The following is a 22,554-nucleotide window of genomic DNA, read 5'->3' as shown; positions in this document are numbered from 1 at the left end:
AAACACATTTTACTTTAAAAGGAAAACATTAAGAGTGGCGCTTATAAGGTTGCAACTTGAGATTGAAAGACCATTTGTTAAAATGTTAAATAAACTAAAATAGTTCTTTGAAAACATAAAGCAATAATAGTATAGTAAGGACGCATCCGTATATACTAGTTCATTTCAAGTACCGTGCGCAGGAGACTGGTGTATTGCTTTAAAAACATAAACAACAACGAGAACTTGAAACCATAAGGTAGCTTTAAAGTCTTAGCGATAGTTTGCGTAATTCATGAGGGAATGAAGAATGACACCCGACACCTGTTGCATAAAGTGGTTGCGTTGTTGTTTAAAAATATAAGCAAGGTGGCGGAATAGAGACGCAATAATTACGTAAAATAGATGGATCGTGCAAAACCCTGTGTTGGAATCGAAGTCAGGTAAACAGCTATGAAGACAGGACTGTCCAATAAGCTAAGTGAAAATCATAACGTGTGTCCCTTTTGAAGGTGCTGGCTAACACTTGGTATAATCTAGTGCAGGTATCAAGCCCTGCCCTTGCTTAAAAATATATCACTCCGCAATTTGTGATGGTTGTTGTAAGCGGATAGAGCAACCCCTAAACATCTCGAGGTTATCGCGGGAATAAACAATATTCTCAGGAGGATGCAAATACAATCGTGACAATCGGGAAAGACCGATAACTGGGGAAGTGTTAGTGCTGGGCACTTACGTAGAAGCGGTGAGATAAAAGCTATAAAGGCTCACAACGGGTAGCAAACAAAGGTTCGAATCCTTTCTTCTCCACAACTAAAGGGTGCTAATCGACTTGAGAGAATAGATTAGCGTCAGCAGGTAAACTCTATGCTGGCAGGTAAGCTGCTAACTTTAACATGCTCATAATTCATAATTTAGGTTAATAATTGGTTTATTCGCCGTGGGTGATCCTCCCCGTTTCACTCACGGTTTTTTTTGTTAACTGAATCAGGGGAATTAAAAATAAATGTTCAACTATAAATCAGTAGCTAATAACCATGGATAACAAACCAAACATAAAGAAAACATTTGCAGACAATCTAAAAGGCTATCGTAAAGCAAAAAAACTCACACAGGTGCAACTTGCGGAGCTATTAGGGTTAAAACGCTGCTCAATAGGTGCGTATGAAGAGGAAAGAGCAATCCCGAGCATTGAGACTATTTATTTAATATCCAGGAAGCTTAAAGTAACAATGGAAAATCTTTTGGTTCGACATGTGATTTGGCGTGAAAGAGATTAGCTATATTTGAGATATGAAACCACAATCGTTAAGAGTAGGAAATATTTAATTAAGGCATTGGCAAATCATTATAAGTTTCGCTAAGCATAGATTTAATCATGATTTCAGTAGACTCTACATTATGATTGGCAGACCTATTAATTAACAGATAACCACTAACCTCTGGATATTCGAAATGCTGAAAAGTACGATCTCCAATTTTTCTTTGGGCTATATATGCGTAAACCTTAAACCTTTGGTTTTTTCTCAGAGGCTCCACTTTCTTAGACTTCTTGTCAAAAGTTCTAGCTGCTGCAAACCCGAAAGACGCAGTCGGGTGGATGTTTAACAAAATAGGTATAATATTAAGGCATGTTATTAATATATTGCCAATATCTCCCCTATTCGTTATCAACGAATATTTCATATCTGACTTCCTGTAGCGCTTCGGATAAAACTTTACTGATAAAAAACAATTGTTATGGAAGTCCGCCTTTAAAACATAATGTAACTTAGTAATTGGCGAAGTGAATCTATATATATATGAAAAAAGATGATCAGAATCATCTTTTATGTTTTGTTTTTGTATGAACTCCAGTTCATATCCTTCGTAATCAAAGTTCAATTTTAAGGAACAAGTAAGTTGCTATTGCAATTTCCATTAATTCTTGTTTCATTCATTTTAGATGAAAAAACTTTAGCTCCTTTTACATCTAATTTTTTGATTGTAATTTCTTTCAACTCAGATATTGAAGTCCAATTAAGACGATCTCCTTTGGAGGTTCGTTTCTTGCTTTTCACTGACTGCATCATTTTACGTTGATTTAAGTGCGTTTCTATTTTAATTAGTATATTTTAATCTTAAAAAAAACAATTCAAAGACAACTGTATACCTTCCCAACTATCCCGCCAAACACACAACGTTTACTCAACGTTCCCTGATATACTAGTACAATTATAAACAGTATTAATAATATAAACAAGATTAACAGTATTACCGGTAATACCACCAATATCGCTGACCATTCCTCTAATACCGCTACCTCCAACAGCAATAGACGCATCTTTTAGACCGTTAAACGGATCTTTAGCGCCTACATCATAAGTTTGTACGTCACAAACAAATAATTCTTTAAAACAAAAATTTAGCCGATCAGCCAAAGTGTCATAATTTAGTCATAATATTAATAATATATCATCAATTGTAATAAAAAGTAACAAATAAACGAGGACTGTGCGTTTGTTTATACCGAATTAGGCATTTTTCTTTTTAGTCTTTATATGGTACTTTGTTGTATATTCACGGTATCATAACTTAAAAATAATCTAAAAATGGGAAAAGTATTACTACAGTCCGCAGCATCCGAAGGATCTTTCGGAGACCTCATTGGAACTCTGCTAATGATCGGGTTTATCGTTCTATTATTTATAGTATTTAGAAACATTGTTCTTTGGTACTACAAACTTGATATAATTGCCAAAAACATTGAAGAACAAACGCAGGTTCAAAAAGCTATTTTAAGGAGACTAGAAGCTTTGGAAGATGGAAAGGATAAGCAAGATCATTCATAATGAGAAAAAACATTTTAACAATAATAATTATTACGATTACAAGTCTCTGCTCTTTCGGTCAGGACTACGGAAAAATAAGTGAACTTGATATAAAAAATGGATTCAAAACAATAGTACTTGGAGATTCCGTTTCAAATTATAAAGATTTTAAACTTATTGGACCAGGAGAACAGGATTCAGAATTCTATGAAGGGAGCTCCGTCGGCCTTAATATAGGGGATGTCTCTCTCAAATCTATTGCTATTGCTACATTCCGAGAACGCATAAGCCGAATTATTGTATTCTTTGATCCCGCTGATGGGTATAAAATAAAAGACATCCTTAACAAAGCTTATGGGTTATATACTGACAAGCCAAATCGATTCATGGATAAATTCGAGTGGTCATCACCTAAGGTAAGGTTGACATTAGATTACGATAACAGGTCAGACAAAGGTTCAATGATATTTTCGTCAAAAGAAGTAGTTAATGAAGAAAGTGATTTCAGAGATAGTGAATCGAAAAGAGCAACTGAAGATCTATAGCATGAAAATAGTCAAAGTAAGAGCCTTTGACTATTTTACTATTACAACATCTCTTTAATCAACTTTAAAGTTTCCAAGGTCAACATCTCAGATGGTTGCTTTCTAATCAACCTCCACCCTTTCTGAACTAATAAATTATTCTTTTCCATATCACGGGAAATTCCAGTACCAGAAGAATGCCCACTATTTCCTTTCATCCAAATCCCTCCCTCTTGTTCGATTGCTATTTTAAGATCTGGGATAGCGTAGTCTATTCTAAACTGACGCTCTACACAAAAGTAAAATTCGGGCCACAAATCTATCCCTAATTCTTGTTTAATAAACCTGATAAAGGGATCATTATACTTTTCTTTGTTTCGAATGTTACGAGTATCATAGATATCGCCAGTTTTTATAACTTTAGTTCGTTTCTTAGGTTTAGCGCTAACAGATATGGCCTGAATGGAATTAGGTGGATACAGCACTCCCTCAACCTCCACGTAACCGCGCAAACGGACATCTTTAATCAATGCTGTACCCCAACCTTTCATTTACTCTTTAACTAAACCATTGATATATTTCATAACTTCATCAAGGCCATCACCACTTTTGATAATATCATTAACATCATCCTTTACTATAGAATAATAAGATTCAGATTGTTGCTCTCGTATAGCCGTTTTAGCAATATCTAAAGGGGTCTCCCACTTAGAATAAACACCAGAAAACTCATCCAAAACACCTTCGTACTTTTTACGAGTATCATCAAACAAAGGCTCATAGATTCCTTTTGCAGCATTAAATCCAGCCGTAAAATCTTCTTTTATAGATCTGGTAGCTGACTTATTCTCTTTATACTGTTCTTCCCCTAGAACACTTTTTGCGTGGCTAATAGCCAATTCATTAATTTGTGACATATTATATACTTTTAAAACTATACCCCTTTTCCTTCAGATAAACGCTTTCCTATATCAAATAATGAAATTGCCCCAGTAACAGATCCTTTCCCTATTGATGAGCCTGTTCCGCTACTTGAGTCATCCGAATCTATATCAGGAATTACTGCACTATACATTAGCAGATTCCTCCACGATATCTTCCATTTCACGATTGGTTCTTCCCAACCATAATATTTACATGTATTACCTATGAATGCGTGTGGTCCTCTGGATCCAGGGTAACTCCTATTTCCTGTATTTTTCGAAGTGATGCCATGATGCCGAAAAAAATCTCTACATCTAACCTCCGGTAGATGTCATTAACAAGAAATTCTAAATCATTTTTAGTCAATTGATAATTTATCGCATCATAAAGCCATTTTGGCGGCTCTGTGACCTTATTATTTATTGCCACAGCTATAAACTTATTTATCAACGGGATATTGGACTTAATAATTTTATAGAATGACAATTCCTCTGTATCTCCCTCATCACCCTTTACCCTCAAATCGATCAATATAGAAAGTAAGAGGAAAACAGTACCTGGATATAATTCTGTAAGAATAATATCATTTGTTCTCGGGATGATTCTTAAAAATGATAACACACGTTGCCATTTGTGAGGATATATAATTTTAACCTTTTTGAAGAAGGTTGTTTTGTCGGAGATCACCTCCGCTAATTCTTTTGCTACTTGATTTGTTTTAGTATTCATTGGGCTAGGAGTAAAAAAGCCCTACTCACCGCCTAACCTCGGCTTTCGGGCTATATCTAAATAAACTATCCTTCGGGTAAAGTGGTATCGATAAATTTATACCCCCAAGGAGAAACGGCTTTACCATCTGCGTCAACTGGGGTTGTAGTATCACCCGAAAAACTTATTGCCATAAAACCACCCTTGGTCAAAGCGTTTGCAAAACCTGCGCTCCCAGCAAGAGCTGGCGCAGACCAAACCATCTTCTTTCCTTCAATAGGCTTAGAAGTCAATCGACAAGCCAAATAATAAATCTGCTCATTGTCTGCAGGTGCATCAAACTCAGTAGCTCCGGTTGTAACTTTTCCCTTAAAAAGTAAGTTTGCCGCATCTATGTTAAGATCCAATGAGTTTAAAACCAAAGATGCAGGATCTGTTTCTCCGGGTAATACCCAACGAACCCCTGCTTTATCTTCAACTCGTATTCTGATTTTCTCCAATGGTGGAACTGCTAAATTAACACTCCCCATTTCAATATCCTTAATAGTTATCCAACCAGTTGTTGGCATTCCACCATTTGCTGCAACGAGAGCAAGCTCAATGCTCTCTACACCTGTTACTGCTGCCATAATATTTTAATTTCTTTAGTCAAATGACTGTTATACTTTTTATTAATAATCCTTTTGTAGATATGTATACCAAACCACAATGTTGTAATAGAATCCCGAACCATTAGGGATCACCTCACCACTGTTAAATAATCTTGTAAAGAAATCATAGCCTCTATAGTCCTTAAACACCTCCATAACCATCTTACCAATCTCTTCCATTCGCTGAGTATTTGGCTTTGTATTATCTATGGCACTAGGGTTTTCGGCCGATTGAGATTTAAGATTTGGAACATGGATATTGATGTTAATTATAGTTTCTGATACCTGATCAGCACCGGACTTAACTGAATTCACAACAATATCCTCTTTAGTTGAAAGACCTCTAGATACGACATGATACGAACCAGTAAGCCCTACATTACTTTTCAAATCAGCTAATTCCATTACTTCAACTACATCATTCAGCGCCTGTAATGCTGTTTTCAATACCATACTTACTTTATAACACCAATTTCATTAAAAGCCTGTTTAAGCTTGCTATCTAACCCTGTTGTGGCCCCTAATACGACCTCGTAACCTCTACTTTGAACCCAACTTGCATACTCCTCCCCTGATACCAATACCACTCCCCAACCGCTATTTTCCCTTAACACAGAAAAAGCGACAGATCTGCCTTTTTTTAACCCTGACTCCCTATCTGTCCCTTTATCACTTAATCGAAAGTCCTCATGAACAACTTTGCCATCCTTATAAATCAAAAAACCTGTAGAGCTATTTAAATTACCTGTATGATCCTGATAAGCCTCATTAAGCATCTTTGTTCTTACCAGTTCAACCGCACGATTCAAAACTTTTGACAAATGTTTTATCGTTTCTAACTCTATGTTTTTTTCAATCTCTTTAGAAAGAGCTTTCATATCAGTAGTAATAGTAAGTGCAATTTTCATACTAACAGCTCCCTAAGCAATGAAGTGCACCGACATGAAATGTCAACAACTCCTGTTGATAAATAAAAATCTCTCCTCGCTCATTTACCGCATCGAAAACAGTCCCCAATAATATAGATGGCGTACCATCAGGAAACGCTATATCAAAGGAGACCTGAACATCTGTACCATCTTGATTTTTTCGAAAAGTTGCACCTTTAGTTGGTCGGAAACGACATTCTAATTCAACTTTAACCCCTTCTGGGTTTTCATAAACCAATTTATCAGGATATTGATCTACCATAAGTCTGATACGCTTGTTATTCTAGGACCATCATCATCAGAGCCATCGTCCACACCCCATTTGGCGAGAATAATCCCTCTCAACTTTAACAATTGATCAATCTCATGCTGTGTGATTTGGTAATCCAATTCTTTTACTGACTTAGGGTTGGTACACAACAAAAAGAGAAGCTCTGCCTGAGCTAGTTCAATAGACCTGCGATTTTCCTCTTTTGTAGGGCAATATTCTGTTGCTGGATCAAGACCATTTTCTAACAATACCAAATCAATACTTGCGGCCTTGATACGCTGACCTATTTTAGCTTGTAGAGCTCCCCTATTCGTCATATTACTTCACCTCCTTTACAAGGCCTTTTGCGATCAAAGTCGCTAATCGCTCTGAGTCAAAATGAGAAACATCAGCATCTACATCAAATACCTTATCATTCTCTTGTATACCTCGAAAAGCACTTACAACAATGAATTTTGGCGCTGACTTCTGCCCCTTTGACTTTCCTGTTGACTTAGATCCCTCAGCTTGCAATGAAGCAACTTGATCTTTAAGAGAATTATTCTCTGCCTGAATCTTCTCAATCTCAGGCTTAAGCTTAGCTTTAAAAGCTTCGTGCTCTTTTTTAAGGTTCTCGATTTCCGAATTTTTGGAATCTAATTCTGCTGTAAGTGTAGAAACTTGTGCAGTTAGCGAATCAACATTAGGAGCATCACCTTTAGATGATAAGTCCAACGCGCCTTGATTGTCATTTTGAGTTTCTTCTACTTTAGAAGAAGTTGCAGGGGCTTTAGCCCCAGCCTTCTCTTTATTTGTTTCTGTAGACATTGATTATCCTCCAGGTAAGATTGTTTTTAAGATGAAAATTGATTTTGCATTATTCAATACTGGAGTAGTGTATGCAGTTCCTTTGGTCACTACAGTGATAGGATCTTCTACTCCCCAAGTTTTGATTAATACAATACCCGATTTAGTTTTTTGAGCTACACCAGCGGTTACAAATTCATCTGCAGACGTTGTATGCTGTGTATTACCCAATTGTTCAGTAACTGAGAAAGTAACAACTCCAGGCTCCCAACCACTTACAACAGTTTGGTCACCGCTTTTTGATTCTTGAATCATAGCCGATTCCCAAACTTTGAAAACAGGATACCCTTTAGAACGCAATGCTCTATTGATTTCTTCCAAGCCCGGTTCTTGTTGCAAACCTAAAGCATTAGCTACGTAAGTAGCAGCGAATTTCTGAACACCTGCGTTTTGAGCCACCTGCTCAATAGTCTCTTGCTCACACCACATGATTTTTGGTTCAGGTAGATTAGCAAGTTTCGCCATGCGTCTGATTTTTTTGATATCACCAATGATGTCAGCATTAGGTTCACTCCAATTCTTTTCAGCATTTACTTTGTTTGCAGAAGGGATGGCAAAGTCAATATCCACTATCGATTTAATACCTTGCTCATTATTAATTTGAGTCAATTTGTACCCCCCAGTTGAGGCAATACGCTTCGACAACCACTCCAAACGAGCTTCTACACCATTACGAGCAAATACTTGATCCTCATAATGCCAGTCCAATACACGCTCAGCAGCTTCTCTTCGAGTATTGCCAGCAGGTAATCTTCGAACTGCATCTTGCAGGTCCATCAAAGTGATAAAGTCTGTTTCAACTTTGTCACGTGCAATTTCCAACTTAGGAATATCACCCTCGAGTTTGGTTGGAAGGTTACGTCCAAATCTTGGTGCACGGCTATTGAAATCAACAACCGACGCCATTACTTTAGCGCCAAATTGAGCCTCAATTGCTGACCATTTTAAAGTAGGCTGATACTGCAGAGGGAACGCACTTTGATATTGAAGCGTATCGAATGGGTACGTCTCCACATACACTTGTGCATCTGCTCTACGGAATTCAGGCACTAATTCTTGTACATTTATCATTATCTATGATTATGTTTTGTTTTCTATTCTGTTAATTAAACCAATGTGATACGTGGGGTCAATCCCTCGATTTCCGCTGCAGTAGCGGAATCAGGCAATGCTTTTATTCGAGCTGTACCACTAATCACCACGCCATTAGCATAGGTGTTACCACCCTCACATACTTCCGAATCACGGTAAGTTCTACCGATCGGCTTAATGTCTGTAGTAGCTTTTGTAGGTGGTTCTGCCTCACTATCACCAGGGATAGTTTTTACAACTTTCCCCACTCCGTTCGCATCACGACCAACTAAAGTGCCAGCAGGCACATACCCATCGGGATAATCCGCTTTCTTCACATCGAGGATCAATCCCCCTGGAAGGGTATCAACAACATTCTCAAAAACTACTTTTTGAAAACCTTGTGTACCTGTTCTTTTAATTCCTATTAATCCCATTTAATAAAATGTTAAGCGCCTGCCTTAGCTACTGCATCGGCCTTACGCTGTTCAACAATTGCTTTCATTTCAGGAGACACCTCGTCATCCTTCAATCTACCACCACCTCCGCCTCTTGGAGGAGAATCATTTCCTAAGCCAGCATCACTTTGCGCCTGTATTTCATCCGCAACATCTTGTTCAACATCGGCTAAGTAGTTAGTGAAGTCATCATCACTATCTATCTTTAATCGATCAAAATCACGAAGAGTTCTTGCTTTGAATTTTTCAGGAGCGTTTTCTAATTTAGCTTCAAGTTGTTGGCGTCTTGACTGCGCCGTATTGCCTTTCTGAAGGTTGGTAACTGTAGCAGCTAAGGTTTCGATCACCTTATTTTGGCTCTCAACATGCGCTTTAAACCAAGAAGGTGCTTCATCCTTCCCCTCCGGATCTTTCTTTTCTGGGTCAACAGTATCTTTCTTTTCAGGATCTTTTTTATCCTCCTCCTCTGCCGCCTTTTTATCAGCATTACGCTTAGCATCATCCAATGCTGCCAATTCTTTAAAACCTAATACTTGGTCTAGTTTGTCTACTTCACCGTCGATATCGTCCTCGTTAGTGATAACTGCATCTAACTTGTCCGCTAGTCCGTTGATCCGAACGTTTGAAAGGTTGACACCTAATGTAGTTGCCTTCGCTTTCAGTTTAGAAATGATTTTTGCTTTTAGTGACATGTTTTTTTGTGTTTGTAGAGTCTAATCCGGAGTAGCTAATCCGTGCTATCCTCAGTTAATTACTTTAAACACAAAATTAACCGAACGGTTACGCTTTGCGATTATGATATTTGCACATATACACCACATGTGCAAAAGAAATTCTATATTTAGTTTACGACAATTAGAGACATCAATATGATACACATTATTCTATTATTCTAATAAAATAAAGGAATGGGTGTTTGATTATGAGGGGAAAATCACGAAGGATGTAAACAAATTTTGCTCAGTTTGATGAAACAACTTATATCCATACCTGCAACATACTAGTCACCTTCATACCGTATAGCTTAAGAAAATAAGAGCCATTACAAAAAACAATATTAAAAGGATCATCTAAGCGGAATGAGTTACCGTGCATGTCGTAAATAACCCCATCATGATAAAGAAATAAATACCAATATCCTTTTTTATCATTACGACAACGCATGATGCAAGGATAAGGAGTATTAGGCTCAAATTTAACAAACCTCGGATTCGTATTAAATCCGAGGTTCTGAAACAATTTAACATACGCCTGACCGCTCCAACTTTTACGTCTTACACTTTTTACAGCCTGATCGGCTTCATCAAAATTTAAGCCAGTCAACGAAGATATCACTGACTGATTGTACAAGTCAGGGCCATAGTAAACAACTTCTAATTCATAAATCATTCTTAAACATTAAGTTGAAATCTTACAGGCTCTCCCTCTAACAACTTAGTGGTATTTTCTAAGTTGTTTTCGTAGATATGGACATTCCCTATAAAGAGAGTTATTGATTTAAGCTTGCAGTGTATCTGAGTACTGATTAAATAGAGATGATACAAATCTGCGGGCAAACCAAGTGAAGCGTCGGAAGACCGTTGGTAAGCGGAAATCACCAACCTCCCCTTATCTATTTGAAATTGTATTAAACTCAAGCATGGTTGTTGATTACTTTCAACATCTGTCCTCCCAAGAAATAAGACATAATTTTTAGATGACCTTTTTTCTTTATTTATTCTTTTTATTAGATCGGGCAGTTGTTCAAAGTACGTAGGATAAGAGTTTACCAAGATAGGCCCACAATAGTCCCACCACGTAACTCCAATTTCCCTATACTTCTCTGTCAGACGTTCCCCCTTTTGAAACAGATCTAGTTCTGCATTTAACTTTCTCCTAGCTATACTGTGACCTTCAAAAATTTCTAAAAGATCTCCTGGTTTTAATTCTAGCTTTTGATTTAAAAGGTATTTAATATATCCTTTCTTATTCTCTTGTAATTTTCCTTTGGCAACTATTTTGCCCAGCATATTGTGATACTTATTCATATTATCGATATTTGCGTTTCTCACGCTTATTTAAAACTCACAGGGTAACGAAGACTTTAGTCCTCTAGCGAACCTCTTGTGGGTTTTATTTAAATGAGCGTGAGAAACTGTTTAAATATGCTGGGGGACTTTTTTATTGAGTATCTGGCACCTCCTCTTTCTTTTCTTTTTCGACAATTAACGCCTCTTCCTTCTGAATCTGCTTAAGTTCTTCATCCGCATTTTTGGTCAAAGGAGAATATTCGATCGCTGTTTTTTGAGAAATCACCTTTGATCCTCCTGCAGCCTTTTGCAGTAGATCAACGGTTTCCGAATCATCATTAATACGATAGATTGGTATATCAAAACCTATACTCAAAGTTTTAGTTGCCGCTTTCAAAGTTGTATCAATAGCACCACAAAAAGCAATCTGTAGATTAATATCACGCTGTGTACTCATCCCGTATTCACCGTCAATTTCATCACGAGCAGCTAAATGAGCATCTTGAAAAACACGATCAAATGCGACACCTGACAAAGCCCCCAAGCCTTTCAAGTCCTCCATAGCCATCTGCGGCGTCTGCGTACAAGTGAATATGTAATTCATAAGAGTGTTCAATTCAAACTCTACTGCATCGATTGCCTGCTCCCAAGTAACATAACGTGCATCAGCACCTTCCCCTTCAATTTGTAAAGACTTACCTTGCTCACCTTTTTCAAGAACTTTAGCTCCTACCTTACCGAACATTGCGAATACTGGCGACGCGTGATAGTCATTAGTATCACCAACATTCGATATTAAAGTTTCTATACGAGCAATAGCAGCTTGAACAGGCGCCCATGGAGGCATAGGCTTTGAATAATAGGTTACTGGTATTTTACCATAGCTATGAGTGGTTATGCTATCAACTATCCAACCATTATTATTGGCTGTTGATAATACATCTTCTCCTGACTTGGCTTTACGAAATTTGTAAATGTGGGTAGCTGAATAGACATCAAATTTATCTTCTTTATCAGCTGTCAATCCTGAGAAATTAGGGTCTGCAATTAAGTCAGCAAAGCTTCTAGATGATTGATAAATCCTTCCGAAATAAATCATCTTGCCAAAGTCGTCAAATACTGGCAATAGCGTATCTCCTAATTCAGGTGAGAGCACTTTACAGCGCATTTTGAATTTCCCTTGAGATGAAATATCTCCCCAATAACCAGGTTCAACAGATTCAGAATACCACAATTTGGCAACCTGAAGTTCACTAAGCATACGACGTGCAACTTCCTTTTCGATAAAAGCAATCTTATTATCATCGCGCATTTTCTTTATCATCTGATAAAGCCTTTTCTCATGTTCTGTTTGAGGATTAGCTTCAAGCTGAATCTTAGATACATTCATGAAGGAAACCCGACGCTTTACAATTAACTCTTGGAGCGGTACACCGATACGATTTACTTCAATACGTTTAGTGTCGTATATATTTTTCCCATTTTTATCCAAAATTGGTTTTCCTTCCGCATCCTTACGTAATGTCCTTACCTTCTTCTTAGGTCTAAAACCTACCGCTTGATTAAAAACGTCATGTTGTGTTACATCATATTCTTTTTGAGCTGTTGCATAGACTGGGGCAACAGATACCCCAACTGCTTGTACAATAGCCGGGAGAGCTGGAGTAGGTAGCTGAATATCTTTTTTTTCTTCTTTTTTAGCCATTACTTATTATTATTTGCGGTTAGGGTTTAGTGAAACATATCAAATATTGAATCGTCTATTTCTTCGGTTTCAATAACCAGGTCAAAATACTTTCTCATAAGGATTAAATCACGCCAATCCGGAGAACGTCCAATTTCTTTTTTAACCTCCTTTTTGGGTAATATTCGAAGCTTGTTATCATCGTCAGATTTATAAGTCTTTAACCAAGAGAACTCTTCTTGGATTTCTTGTTGCTCGGAGTCTGCTTCAATGCATTTCAGCAAGATATTATGACCTGAAATTTCATCAGCTAATAGATAAGCACATTGAGTTTGGAGATTTTGATAATTCTCTTTATGTGGCAAATCCTTTTTACTCTCGCCATAATAACGGTTATCATTCTCCTTAGATTCTTCTGTGATTATTGCTTTAGCGTTATTTACAAAACCAAGTATTCCACAAATATCAACTACACCTCCGCCAACACCATCCTCATCCGCAATGCAGTGATGGGCTGGAATGCTCCATTTCGAACGCATAGCGTTTATACAAGCTTGAATATCTGTTGTGGATGACTTATCGAATGAATGACACTCCATAAGAATCCAACCCCACCAAACACCTATACGAGCTTTATCCGAGCCAAAACGAGCGATATCCGCAGTGATGTACCATTTTGGTTTTTCAACCATGTTGTTATACTTATCCCACAAATGTGTATTAGAGAACATTGCCATAATATCATCGTATTTGCACATAGCATTTGGATCATCATCATACTCCCAATTACCATTCAAAAGACGTTCTTTTTTTGCCTTATCCTTGGTTCTACGAAGTCTTTCAACATAACCGTTATCTATGTGAGGATTATCTTGAACGAATGCAGCTAGATACTTCATAATCTCAGGGAGCTCCCCTCTTTTATTAGGTAGATAAAAGGTCGTATACATCCAATTCTTTTTCGGATTGCATGTAATGAACAGTTTTCCAATAAGGTTATATTTCTCATTGTACTGTCTACCAATACGAGTTTTTAAAACATCATATGCTCCAAAATCAATCTCACCGCCCTCCTCTATCCAACCACCAGTATATTCAGTAGATCCGAAACGCTCATACACTGGATCTCTAGGAAGAAATTTCAATTCAAGTAAATCAATTCGGCTTCCATTTTTAAACTGAATAAAGTTCTTTTGTCCGTTATATTTAAAATCTATTCCATTTCTCATTCCATAAGCAGAAGCAACTTTAAAGAATGTAATCAGAGTAGATTCGGTAATTCGCTTTAGTTCCTCTCGGCCTATAAACCATCTGGTACCAGGATAATTCCAACATTGAAACATTAGCCAGCAACACCCAGTCCACGACTTTGCGCCGCCTGCAGCTCCACCGTAAAGAAATTCTTCTGTAACGTTATCAGTTAAAATCCGTAAAGCCTCCTCTTGCTTTAAATGGGTACCTTTAGGTGTTTCGACTATAAAGTCAAATATCCCTCTCTTGAAGGATATCCCTTGAAGCTCTCTAACATCAAAGTTTGCCAATATGTCTACTACCTCATTCACTACTCTTCTCGTTTAACCGCCCCTAAAAGTTTACGTAATGTATCGTCATCCAATTTATCTGGGTCGATCTTATTTTTGTCATCAACGATGAGTGTATCGCTATACATACCATTTACTCGTGCGAGCTTATCCAGCATACCATCAACAGGATACAGCTCCACTTTAGGGCCAAATTTTGTCAACTCAAATGATTTCACCTTTCCAGCCTCTTTGTCTTTAGCTAGTTTAACAAGATCAAGTTCAATGGATTCATACGACTCAACTTCACTGTCTTCAAAGGTAGCTAGTGGGTCTAGTTCCAAATCTATCTCCGCACGGAGAATCGCATCCTCCAACGGAAATATATTCTTTTCGACATATCCGTCGTAAACTTCCCCATCGAGTCCTTTTCGCTCAATGTACATCACATGTTTTTTGATTTCGAGATTCTTCCTCTCAATCAAAACGTTCAATGATTTTGGGACGAACTTCCGTCGCTCACGCTGGACAACGGTCATGTATTCGTTCATGTTCGACCCAGCAATGTCCTTCATCATCTTCATGACCTCATCTGAGTTCATGCGTGATTCTTTCAAACGAGCCTCGATATGAGACGAAATTTCAACATGCTTCAACAATCGCTGACCTTGCGAGTATGCTGTCTTTTCAGAATATCCCGCATTTTTAGCAGCTCTCGTAGCATTGAAGTGAATTAAATAATCATCGAGAAACAACTGCTGCTTAGCTGTTAACCTTGCCTTTTCAACTATCTCATCACTCATACCCTCACCTCCTCAACTATTTTATCAACATGACCCTTGAACACAGAATCAACCTCATATACTTCCCGAGCTACTTTAATCCGATACATAGCCTTGAATCTATCACTAAGATCAAGTTTCTTTAATATGGCTTTTGCGACACCGTAAACTGTCTTCTCTTCTAAATAAATTGATTTAGGGGAGAATAGTATCAACATAGCCGCCACAAATCTTAAATCAGAATCTTTGATACTCCGATCTGAAAAGGATGCTTTATGAAGCCTATCAATGAGGCTGTCATCCAAAGGAAGTGCAGTCAACATATCCTTATAAGCATCAAAATCAATACTTGGATTATCTTTCATAGCTAGCTTTAGAATGTTTTTATGCATCATAAAGCAAAGCTATAAACTTAACTCAACTTAACCAAATGATTAAGTTTTGGTTTATTAAAAAACATTATCTTCTGGAAAATTCCATTTAGCATGTTTATTCACGTTATTAGACGGCAACTCCATTGGTTGCTTAATAAATGAAAAATCCGTAATCATCTCTGGACTTATGAACCCATCGTCATCCCAAGAAGTGAAGTTTGTTGTTGCTCCTTGGAAATTATACAAAACGGTGTCCGTAGAGCCATTACGGTGCTTAGCAACTATTGCCTCCGCCATACCGGCAGTTGATCGCCCCTCTTCATCTTCAACATTACCGTAATACTCTGGTCGATATAGAAACATTACCATGTCGGCATCCTGTTCAATAGAACCAGACTCACGCAAATCTGATAACATTGGGCGCTTACCATTACCAGGTCTTGATTCAACAGCACGACTCAATTGTGATAATGCAATAACCGGAATATCCAATTCTTTTGCTAACACCTTTAAAGCGCGGGATATGTCACTAACTGCGTTATATCGATCCTTAGATTGAGTCGTTATGAGCTGTAGATAATCAATGATAATCATTTTAACCCCGTGCTGTCTTTTGAGCCTCTTTGCCTTTGCCGAAAGCTCAATGAGTGATAATCCAGGAGTATCATCCCAATGGATTGGTAAATCTTCAATTTCACCCTGCATCATGCTTAGTTTATGCCAATCATGATCTTGAAGTTTTAATTTTTTTATCTTTTCTAATGCAATTCCAGACTCGAATGAGAGCACCCGCTGAATAAGTTGCTGATACGACATTTCAAGAGAAAATACTGCAACAGGATTTCCTGCTCTAGCTGCATTAACCGCTTTTTTAAGTGCGAATGCAGTTTTACCCATAGCTGGACGTGCTGCTAGAATAATCAAATCCGACTGTTGCCAACCACCTGTCAATGAATTCAAAGTACTATCTCCTGTGTCTACTCCTGTCACATCTTTAACCCCCATTTCGGCTTTTCTAGCCATATCTTCTAAAACTTCTCGAACAGCTTTCTTCTGAGACACTTCCTTTCTAGACGATACGTTATTGACGACATTATCTCGTTCAGTTTCATAAGTTGATAAAATATCAAAAATGTCTTTTGTCTCATCATAGCAATCATTTATTGTAGTACTAGACAATCTGATTAGCTCTCTTTGCATAAATTTTTGAGCAATAATCCGAGAATGATATTCAATGTTTACAGAACTAACAACCCGATCGCTTAGGCCAGTTAAATAAAAAGCTCCCCCTACCGTTTCAAAATCACCGTTTCTGCGCAATTGCTGCATCACAGTCATCAGGTCCAAAGGGTCTCCTGACATTGAAACCTCCTGAGCAGCCTTGTAAATCAACTGATGAGATTCTTTGTAAAACATTTCAGGACGAAGAACATCTGCGACAAACATCATTGCAGTAGACTCAATCAAAATTGATCCTAAAACAGCTTCTTCCAAATCCAAAGCCATTGGAGGCAATTTCCCTAAATTGTTGTATTCTCTTTTTTTCATACCAATCCGTTTCGGCGCTTTTGATGATCTGTGAAAGTTGTTGTATTTCTCCACCCGTTGTTTAGCCAAATCCATTTACCAATCAATTCCCCTGATTTAGTCCCTGGAATACTCGGTTTATCGCCATTCATTGTCTCTTGGGGAATAGCCAGGTTTGAAGTATCTAATGTTTTTCCCAATTCAATTTGGCGCCTTGTCCAAGAGTGACAATGAGACTTTGCATCTGATTCTTTTTCGTGAATCTTTCCAGATCCATTGCAAAAAGAGAAAAACTTCTTTATCCACTTTGGCACATCATTCGTACTTTCAATACCTAATGACTTTCCAAAGTCTGCTTGCCATGCAGAATGAGATAATAAAACTTTTTCTAAATCATCCATTGACGAATATGCTCCCCAAGCATTTGGTTTAGGAATAATAGCATCATCCGAAGGATAGTCGGTGTCGGTGACGAGATTTTCTTCTTTATCTTCTTCTTCTACTATTTCCTTTACTTTACTTTCCTTTACTTTACTTTCCTTTATAGCATTGGGTGCGCTTTTCGTTTGCAATGCGTTCGCATTATTATTTGATGCGTTCGCATTAGAATCTGTCTTATTCCACCTTTTAAACGCACTCTCCTTTGCCTTTTGTGACTTAGCCTCTCTCTTATTAAGCCTTGTCATAACACTATTTGACCAGAACTTTTCACCATCATTTTCAAATAGCCCAAAGTCATTTATAAGACTAGTAATGCACTCCTCACTAGTGCGCAATGCGAACGCATAGCTATCGCAGTCCGATAGCATAAGATAACCACCTTGCTCGTATAGCATTTCTATTAAATCCCAATAAACACCTTTACCTTCTTGCCCTAATTTCATTAGAACCTTCATTAATTTAGGATCGTTTCTCGATCCATAATCGTGACTAAAATAGAATGATTCTTTTGCCATTTTTTACCTTCCTCTAAATGTACTTCTCATCATAAATTTATACCCTTTTTTAGCTCTTTCAGTCTCTAACATTAGCAGCTGGCCAATAGTCATGATAACTATTGCCAACCCCGCAAGAAAGGCACCTAGCAGGAAAATTGGGATGTATAGGTACGTTAATAATTTTAATAGTTTCATCTATTTATCCTTTCTAGTTTTTTAATAATCTCAAGCACCCTATTTTTATTTACCTTTATTAAAAAAAAATTATTCCCAATCACTATTGCCCCTTAATGCTTTATTAAACTTTTTACACTTCTTCAAATCATCCTCCAACTCCGCTACCCTCTCTCTTAACAGCTCGTTTTGCTTCTGAAACTGCGAAGCGTATCGGATCATTACTTCGTCAATCGCCCCCGAATCTTCAAGCACACTGATATTATCATCACTTGAAAAACGGGCATTTTCTGTCCAAGTTCTGTAAGGGTGTAGAAGCTCTTTAGATACTTCTTCCTTTATCTGTTCTATTGTCTTTTCCATAACATCACTATCTATAAATATAATTGCCCTTTTGTCCGTGCTTCATATAGAATTTCATTAATTCTAGCTATCCACTTCACTGCCTCACTCATGGAAGAGAGTTCAATCAACATACTATATCCACCTTTACTAAAGTTCACGACATTCGGCTTACGTTGATCAACTACCATATTCGTTATAGGAAGTAACTTGTGGAGGCTATTATCATCAGTTCTATAGAGTAATATATATTTCTTGCCTTTCTCATATATCCAACCAAGAATTTTATAATCTGTATTTCTACATAATGCATGTAGTTGAGGGCTCAATAATTGATTAAATATTGATTTGGTAATTTTCACCTTTTTAAGTTCTACTATCATAACTATTATGAATAAAAAACCCTTATCAGGAATCCCCAGCGTCTCACTTCCGGTTCATCCTAATAAGGGCTAAAATGTCTTTAAAATTGTATAAATGTGAGACGATACAATTGAATAGTCAAATGTAAAATAAAACCCAAACTTAACCAAATGGTTTAGTTATTTTTAAGAGTATTATTTTACAAGATGTTCACCCCTATATTTGCACTTCCTCTCTTTCTGGTGCAATGTCATAGACATCTGGCTGCACCTCCATAGGGACAACCCCATTGTGCTCAAGCTCAATAGCTCTCTTTTCAGCTTCTAGTCTGTCCATTATAGAATTAATTAAGCCCGATGGCATCAAGCAAAAGAAAGAAATTACACGGTCCATAGAGGTTGCTAATTCATATTCTAATTCTTCTGGATCATTTAAATTAAACTTAGTTCTTAATTCGCGCTCCATCCCATGAGCTCCTTTATAGATTTGATTACTAAAGTTCTTTAATGTTTGCCCCCTTAACTCGGTGTCAAATAGGTTTTCTCTCCATTTATTCTGCACAACTTGTATAACTGTACCAATAAACTGTACATCTTTTAATATCGCATATTCACGAGCTTTCGTCAGTTTAACTTTTGCTCTTGGTTTAGGAATAACTGTTCTATTCATAATGAAAAAATTAAGATTCGTTATCGTAATAAAGTTTATAATAATTCATATCCTTTACTTCGTCATATCCTTTCTCTAGATATTCGCGCTTGCCATTAACTTGGATAAGGAAGTTTTTATCAAGTTTGATAACAGACTTATATGTAGTTTGCATTTTCTTTACCGCAGAATTAGAAATTGGGAAGCTTTCATCTATAGAAACCTCAAAATCCTCCACAAACTCCTTTTTGTACTCTTGGAATAGCTCTATCGCCTTGTCGCTTTGAATCACCTCTTCTTCAAACTCTGTACTATCAAAGGTTTCTTTGTTCTTAAAATAATGCATTGATCGGTTTAACAAGTCGATTTTATCAGCTGTCTCCAAGTCAAACACTTCATCAATTTTATCAACTACGAAATTCTTATATACCTTCAATACATTTGAAGTTTGTTGATAGCTATCATTTCGAGCAACTACCTTCAAAAAATCATCCTTCCAAATAATAGATTCAGAAATAGATGTTCCGTCTATTACAAGAACATCATATCCTTTACATGAATCTGTATCTAGGATAATGACACCTTTATCCAGCTTATCAATATTAATAGCCTCAGACTCAAAATCAACGCTAAACCCATCAACAACCGGAGATACCTTTAAAAATGATTGCTTATTTTCAGACTTGAAGACGCCTATAGCATTGCGTATCTCACCCTCAAATTGTACCCCTTCGATATAAGCGACATACAGTTCGCCCCCTTTTAGTTTTGGATGATCAGTGCATTCATACAAATGCTTAGCAATATTTTTTGATAATTCATGAAATTCAGGTTCATTACAAATTTCCTCAGGACCATCTAAGAAACGATTCACAAAATTGAATACTTCATTTAAATTCAATTCACATGAAAGGTGATAGAAATTATATACCTCGTTTGTTTTCATAAAAGGTACAAGGAGATATTTAGAAAATAAATCCTCTAACTTCTCATTAAGAGTTAGTGGTGTTTCAGATAGTACATAAAATTCATCATTTGCCTTATTTCCTACTCTGTGCACAGAAATATGCTTTATAATTGCGTCTTGTGGGAAAAACATAGTTTTAAGATTAAAATGGATAAATATTAAAATTGTCAATTGTCAATCCTGCAGTAGCAACAGTGACAGTTTTTAAAGTAGCATCTTCGATACGTTTTTTGAAGACTTTAGCGTCCGAGTTCCTGTCAGATAAATGGATGAGGACGATATTATTAACCTTACTTAGATCATTAGCTTTTAAAGTCTTGATAGCTGTCTCTACACTCATATGTGACTGAATAACTCGATTACGTAAAAACCGATTGTCAGATAATTTATCATCAATGATATCTTGACTATAGTTTGCTTCGATTAACACATTAGTTAGACCAGGAAAGGTATAATCACAGTAAATAGTATCCGTAAGGAACAATGTAGTTCCCATCTCCTCATGCCTAATCAAGAACCCCAAAGGCTCATTAACGTCATGATGGACATCAAAGCCAATAATATCAAATGGACCTAGAGAGAACTTAGCGCCTTTTTCAATCGTATTCAATCGATGGCTATCCATTTTCATTCCTTTGATAGTTCCGGCTGATGCATAGATATCGAGTCCAGCCTTGACAGCGTCTTTGACACCTTTACAATGATCACCATGCTCATGCGTAACTAGACACCCTACAACCTTTGAACAATCAAAGTTCATTGCTTGCTTTATCTTCTCAAAACGTACCCCGCACTCGACAATAAGGGTATTCCCCTCATTGTCGGTGAAAAGGTAGCAGTTACCATCACTATTGCTATTTATAATGTGAAGACGCATTTTTAGAAAGCAAGAGTTTGACTATTAGCATTTTCTTCTTCAAACGCCTTTTCATTTGGCTGCATCGCACTATCTTGAGCATTTTCCGCCATAGGCTCAGGGTACTTGGTTTTAGACTCTTCAATTATTTGTACATCATCAAAACCTTGCAATTCAATTTTGTTAGCATTAGTACTGATATCAGACTTTACTTGTAATAATGTTTGATCGCTCCCAGCTAATGAAATTGACTCGGCTTGCATCATCTTAACAAGATGTTCGTCAATTTTTTCGCTATCGATAGTGATGGAGTTATAAGCAGCGCGTTTAAGCATCTTCTCAATCATTTCTTCATACCAGCCGTCAATATGCTCCATTTCTTCAGAGTTCCACTTTTTCTTCTCACCTCCCCAAAATTCAGGCGATGCATTCTTCGGAATACGCTTATTAATATCTTTCATCGTCATAACTTTAAGACGATTTTTCTCAGGGTTACTTCTGAAAACATGATAATAGAAGCCTCCTATAACTTCCCCTCGGTCAAAATCATTCACAATATCAAACTCGTATGATTCAACTTGGTTATCTTTATTTTTTTTATGGGACTTAAAGATGTCATTAGAGTATACTAGCTCTACAATTACATCATCCGGAACTTCAAAGCCGTACTTCACCGCTTTAATTTTCATTCCCTCATAACCAATAATGAAACCTATATCAAATTGATTAGAACGCTTATTTTTGTAAGGGATCAAATTAATATGATTGTCTTGAAGAGGATCTAAGCCAATACTAGAATAAGCAACTACATCCAAGGCCAATTGCGCCATATTTACGTTTTTCCAAATAAACTCAAGAGGGTCGCGATATTGATCCGATTTAGCAAGACGTTTTACTTCATTTTCCTTCAAAGTCATATCCAGTTTGATGAAGTAATTCTGGATTAGCTTCTTTTGGAAGTTAGTAAGTTGAACATCTCCTGCGTTAGCAGTAAATTCTTTCATCACAGCCACCGTAAATCTTTCTGACTGTGAAAGTTGAGTTGTTGTTACTTGATTATTAGTTGTTGTTACTTGTTGAGACATTTTGATTTTATTTTAAAGTTTTATGAATACAATTTTTAAGTGTTGCCGATGGTCTCGGCATTTTAATTTTATCACACCACATTATCGCTGGATGATCGCCCGGTTGCATATATTT

Annotated in this window: 34 protein-coding genes and 1 tRNA gene; 4 read left to right on the top strand and 31 right to left on the bottom strand. The window is 37.1% G+C overall.

Annotated features, from left to right (window positions below; genetic code table 11):
- The first annotated feature begins 688 nt into the window (after positions 1-688).
- Together ORI89_RS17470 and ORI89_RS17465 are read left to right on the top strand one after the other, a co-directional pair.
- Positions 689-789: transfer RNA gene (locus tag ORI89_RS17470), tRNA-Val, on the top strand.
- A 227-nt stretch (positions 790-1,016) separates the two neighbouring features.
- The gene (locus ORI89_RS17465) at positions 1,017-1,259 is read left to right on the top strand and encodes a helix-turn-helix domain-containing protein (RefSeq protein WP_268231807.1); all 243 of its coding nucleotides are present in this window, start codon (positions 1,017-1,019) and stop codon (positions 1,257-1,259) included.
- A gap of 49 nt (positions 1,260-1,308) precedes the next feature.
- On the opposite strand, the gene ORI89_RS17460 is transcribed toward ORI89_RS17465, so the two are convergent.
- The 3 genes from ORI89_RS17460 to ORI89_RS17450 form a co-directional block, all read right to left on the bottom strand.
- Positions 1,309-1,665 carry a hypothetical protein gene (locus tag ORI89_RS17460; RefSeq protein ID WP_268231806.1) on the bottom strand — a complete coding sequence of 119 codons (357 nt, stop codon included), beginning with the start codon at positions 1,663-1,665 and terminating at the stop codon, positions 1,309-1,311.
- A 200-nt stretch (positions 1,666-1,865) separates the two neighbouring features.
- On the bottom strand, positions 1,866-2,051 hold the full coding sequence (locus tag ORI89_RS17455) for a hypothetical protein (RefSeq protein ID WP_268231805.1): 186 nt from the start codon (positions 2,049-2,051) through the stop codon (positions 1,866-1,868).
- 111 nt (positions 2,052-2,162) lie between these two features.
- Complete coding sequence (locus tag ORI89_RS17450) at positions 2,163-2,399, bottom strand: hypothetical protein (RefSeq protein ID WP_268231804.1); 237 nt, start codon at positions 2,397-2,399, stop codon at positions 2,163-2,165.
- A gap of 171 nt (positions 2,400-2,570) precedes the next feature.
- Here ORI89_RS17450 and ORI89_RS17445 point away from each other — a divergent pair, with 171 nt between their 5' ends.
- Positions 2,571-2,810, top strand: a complete 240-nt coding sequence (locus ORI89_RS17445; RefSeq protein WP_268231803.1) for a hypothetical protein — start codon at positions 2,571-2,573, stop codon at positions 2,808-2,810.
- Positions 2,810-3,334: a hypothetical protein gene (locus ORI89_RS17440; protein WP_268231802.1), complete on the top strand. Its 525-nt coding sequence runs from the start codon at positions 2,810-2,812 to the stop codon at positions 3,332-3,334. Before ORI89_RS17445 ends, ORI89_RS17440 begins: the two co-directional genes overlap by 1 nt.
- A 41-nt stretch (positions 3,335-3,375) precedes the next feature.
- On the opposite strand, the gene ORI89_RS17435 is transcribed toward ORI89_RS17440, so the two are convergent.
- The 28 genes from ORI89_RS17435 to ORI89_RS17300 all read right to left on the bottom strand — a co-directional run bounded on the left by ORI89_RS17435 (position 3,376) and on the right by ORI89_RS17300 (position 22,439).
- A complete protein-coding gene (locus ORI89_RS17435) occupies positions 3,376-3,864 on the bottom strand; it encodes a hypothetical protein (protein WP_268231801.1) in 489 nt (162 codons plus the stop codon).
- Positions 3,865-4,230, bottom strand: coding sequence for a hypothetical protein (locus ORI89_RS17430; RefSeq protein WP_268231800.1), 366 nt, complete (start codon positions 4,228-4,230; stop codon positions 3,865-3,867).
- Between the two features lie 17 nt (positions 4,231-4,247).
- Positions 4,248-4,421: a hypothetical protein gene (locus ORI89_RS17425; protein ID WP_268231799.1), complete on the bottom strand. Its 174-nt coding sequence runs from the start codon at positions 4,419-4,421 to the stop codon at positions 4,248-4,250.
- Between the two features lie 38 nt (positions 4,422-4,459).
- Entirely contained in the window at positions 4,460-4,966 is a 507-nt protein-coding gene (locus tag ORI89_RS17420; RefSeq protein ID WP_268231798.1) for a hypothetical protein, read from the bottom strand.
- A 65-nt stretch (positions 4,967-5,031) separates the two neighbouring features.
- Positions 5,032-5,574, bottom strand: a complete 543-nt coding sequence (locus tag ORI89_RS17415; protein WP_268231797.1) for a hypothetical protein — start codon at positions 5,572-5,574, stop codon at positions 5,032-5,034.
- Between the two features lie 42 nt (positions 5,575-5,616).
- The gene (locus ORI89_RS17410; protein ID WP_268231796.1) at positions 5,617-6,048 is read right to left on the bottom strand and encodes a hypothetical protein; all 432 of its coding nucleotides are present in this window, start codon (positions 6,046-6,048) and stop codon (positions 5,617-5,619) included.
- Between the two features lie 2 nt (positions 6,049-6,050).
- A complete protein-coding gene (locus ORI89_RS17405; RefSeq protein WP_268231795.1) occupies positions 6,051-6,503 on the bottom strand; it encodes a hypothetical protein in 453 nt (150 codons plus the stop codon).
- 1 nt (position 6,504) lies between these two features.
- Positions 6,505-6,786: a hypothetical protein gene (locus ORI89_RS17400; RefSeq protein WP_268231794.1), complete on the bottom strand. Its 282-nt coding sequence runs from the start codon at positions 6,784-6,786 to the stop codon at positions 6,505-6,507.
- Positions 6,780-7,112: a DUF6706 family protein gene (locus tag ORI89_RS17395; RefSeq protein WP_268231793.1), complete on the bottom strand. Its 333-nt coding sequence runs from the start codon at positions 7,110-7,112 to the stop codon at positions 6,780-6,782. Before ORI89_RS17395 ends, ORI89_RS17400 begins: the two co-directional genes overlap by 7 nt.
- Before the next feature lies 1 nt (position 7,113).
- Complete coding sequence (locus ORI89_RS17390) at positions 7,114-7,602, bottom strand: hypothetical protein (protein WP_268231792.1); 489 nt, start codon at positions 7,600-7,602, stop codon at positions 7,114-7,116.
- A 3-nt stretch (positions 7,603-7,605) separates the two neighbouring features.
- On the bottom strand, positions 7,606-8,712 hold the full coding sequence (locus tag ORI89_RS17385; RefSeq protein WP_268231791.1) for a major capsid protein: 1,107 nt from the start codon (positions 8,710-8,712) through the stop codon (positions 7,606-7,608).
- A gap of 35 nt (positions 8,713-8,747) precedes the next feature.
- Positions 8,748-9,149 carry a hypothetical protein gene (locus tag ORI89_RS17380; protein WP_268231790.1) on the bottom strand — a complete coding sequence of 134 codons (402 nt, stop codon included), beginning with the start codon at positions 9,147-9,149 and terminating at the stop codon, positions 8,748-8,750.
- A gap of 11 nt (positions 9,150-9,160) precedes the next feature.
- Positions 9,161-9,862, bottom strand: coding sequence for a hypothetical protein (locus ORI89_RS17375; protein WP_268231789.1), 702 nt, complete (start codon positions 9,860-9,862; stop codon positions 9,161-9,163).
- Between the two features lie 286 nt (positions 9,863-10,148).
- On the bottom strand, positions 10,149-10,559 hold the full coding sequence (locus ORI89_RS17370) for a hypothetical protein (protein ID WP_268231788.1): 411 nt from the start codon (positions 10,557-10,559) through the stop codon (positions 10,149-10,151).
- Positions 10,560-10,561: 2 nt separating this feature from the next.
- Positions 10,562-11,197: a thymidylate synthase gene (locus ORI89_RS17365; RefSeq protein WP_268231787.1), complete on the bottom strand. Its 636-nt coding sequence runs from the start codon at positions 11,195-11,197 to the stop codon at positions 10,562-10,564.
- Between the two features lie 133 nt (positions 11,198-11,330).
- Positions 11,331-12,884, bottom strand: coding sequence for a phage portal protein (locus ORI89_RS17360; protein ID WP_268231786.1), 1,554 nt, complete (start codon positions 12,882-12,884; stop codon positions 11,331-11,333).
- A 26-nt stretch (positions 12,885-12,910) separates the two neighbouring features.
- On the bottom strand, positions 12,911-14,425 hold the full coding sequence (locus tag ORI89_RS17355; protein ID WP_268231785.1) for a terminase large subunit domain-containing protein: 1,515 nt from the start codon (positions 14,423-14,425) through the stop codon (positions 12,911-12,913).
- The gene (locus ORI89_RS17350; RefSeq protein ID WP_268231784.1) at positions 14,425-15,186 is read right to left on the bottom strand and encodes a terminase small subunit; all 762 of its coding nucleotides are present in this window, start codon (positions 15,184-15,186) and stop codon (positions 14,425-14,427) included. Before ORI89_RS17350 ends, ORI89_RS17355 begins: the two co-directional genes overlap by 1 nt.
- Positions 15,183-15,560 (bottom strand): hypothetical protein, encoded by a 378-nt coding sequence (locus ORI89_RS17345; protein ID WP_268231783.1) that lies wholly within the window; start codon positions 15,558-15,560, stop codon positions 15,183-15,185. The genes ORI89_RS17350 and ORI89_RS17345 overlap by 4 nt, the downstream gene beginning before the upstream one ends.
- Before the next feature lie 54 nt (positions 15,561-15,614).
- The gene (dnaB, locus tag ORI89_RS17340; RefSeq protein WP_268231782.1) at positions 15,615-17,087 is read right to left on the bottom strand and encodes a replicative DNA helicase; all 1,473 of its coding nucleotides are present in this window, start codon (positions 17,085-17,087) and stop codon (positions 15,615-15,617) included.
- On the bottom strand, positions 17,084-18,022 hold the full coding sequence (locus tag ORI89_RS17335) for a DUF4373 domain-containing protein (RefSeq protein WP_268231781.1): 939 nt from the start codon (positions 18,020-18,022) through the stop codon (positions 17,084-17,086). The genes dnaB and ORI89_RS17335 overlap by 4 nt, the downstream gene beginning before the upstream one ends.
- A 3-nt stretch (positions 18,023-18,025) precedes the next feature.
- Entirely contained in the window at positions 18,026-18,199 is a 174-nt protein-coding gene (locus ORI89_RS17330) for a hypothetical protein (RefSeq protein WP_268231780.1), read from the bottom strand.
- A 69-nt stretch (positions 18,200-18,268) separates the two neighbouring features.
- Positions 18,269-18,541, bottom strand: a complete 273-nt coding sequence (locus ORI89_RS17325) for a hypothetical protein (RefSeq protein WP_268231779.1) — start codon at positions 18,539-18,541, stop codon at positions 18,269-18,271.
- Positions 18,542-18,552: 11 nt separating this feature from the next.
- Positions 18,553-18,903, bottom strand: coding sequence for a hypothetical protein (locus ORI89_RS17320; RefSeq protein WP_268231778.1), 351 nt, complete (start codon positions 18,901-18,903; stop codon positions 18,553-18,555).
- A 196-nt stretch (positions 18,904-19,099) separates the two neighbouring features.
- The gene (locus tag ORI89_RS17315; protein ID WP_268231777.1) at positions 19,100-19,552 is read right to left on the bottom strand and encodes a hypothetical protein; all 453 of its coding nucleotides are present in this window, start codon (positions 19,550-19,552) and stop codon (positions 19,100-19,102) included.
- A 10-nt stretch (positions 19,553-19,562) separates the two neighbouring features.
- The gene (locus ORI89_RS17310; protein WP_326494326.1) at positions 19,563-20,591 is read right to left on the bottom strand and encodes a nucleoid-associated protein; all 1,029 of its coding nucleotides are present in this window, start codon (positions 20,589-20,591) and stop codon (positions 19,563-19,565) included.
- A gap of 49 nt (positions 20,592-20,640) precedes the next feature.
- Positions 20,641-21,375, bottom strand: a complete 735-nt coding sequence (locus ORI89_RS17305) for an MBL fold metallo-hydrolase (RefSeq protein WP_268231775.1) — start codon at positions 21,373-21,375, stop codon at positions 20,641-20,643.
- A gap of 2 nt (positions 21,376-21,377) precedes the next feature.
- Positions 21,378-22,439, bottom strand: coding sequence for a recombinase RecT (locus ORI89_RS17300; RefSeq protein ID WP_268231774.1), 1,062 nt, complete (start codon positions 22,437-22,439; stop codon positions 21,378-21,380).
- Positions 22,440-22,554 lie beyond the last annotated feature (115 nt).

The organism is Sphingobacterium sp. UT-1RO-CII-1, from assembly GCF_026711005.1.
Taxonomy (GTDB): Bacteria; Bacteroidota; Bacteroidia; order Sphingobacteriales; family Sphingobacteriaceae; genus Sphingobacterium.
This window is presented reverse-complemented; position numbering and strand designations above follow the sequence as displayed.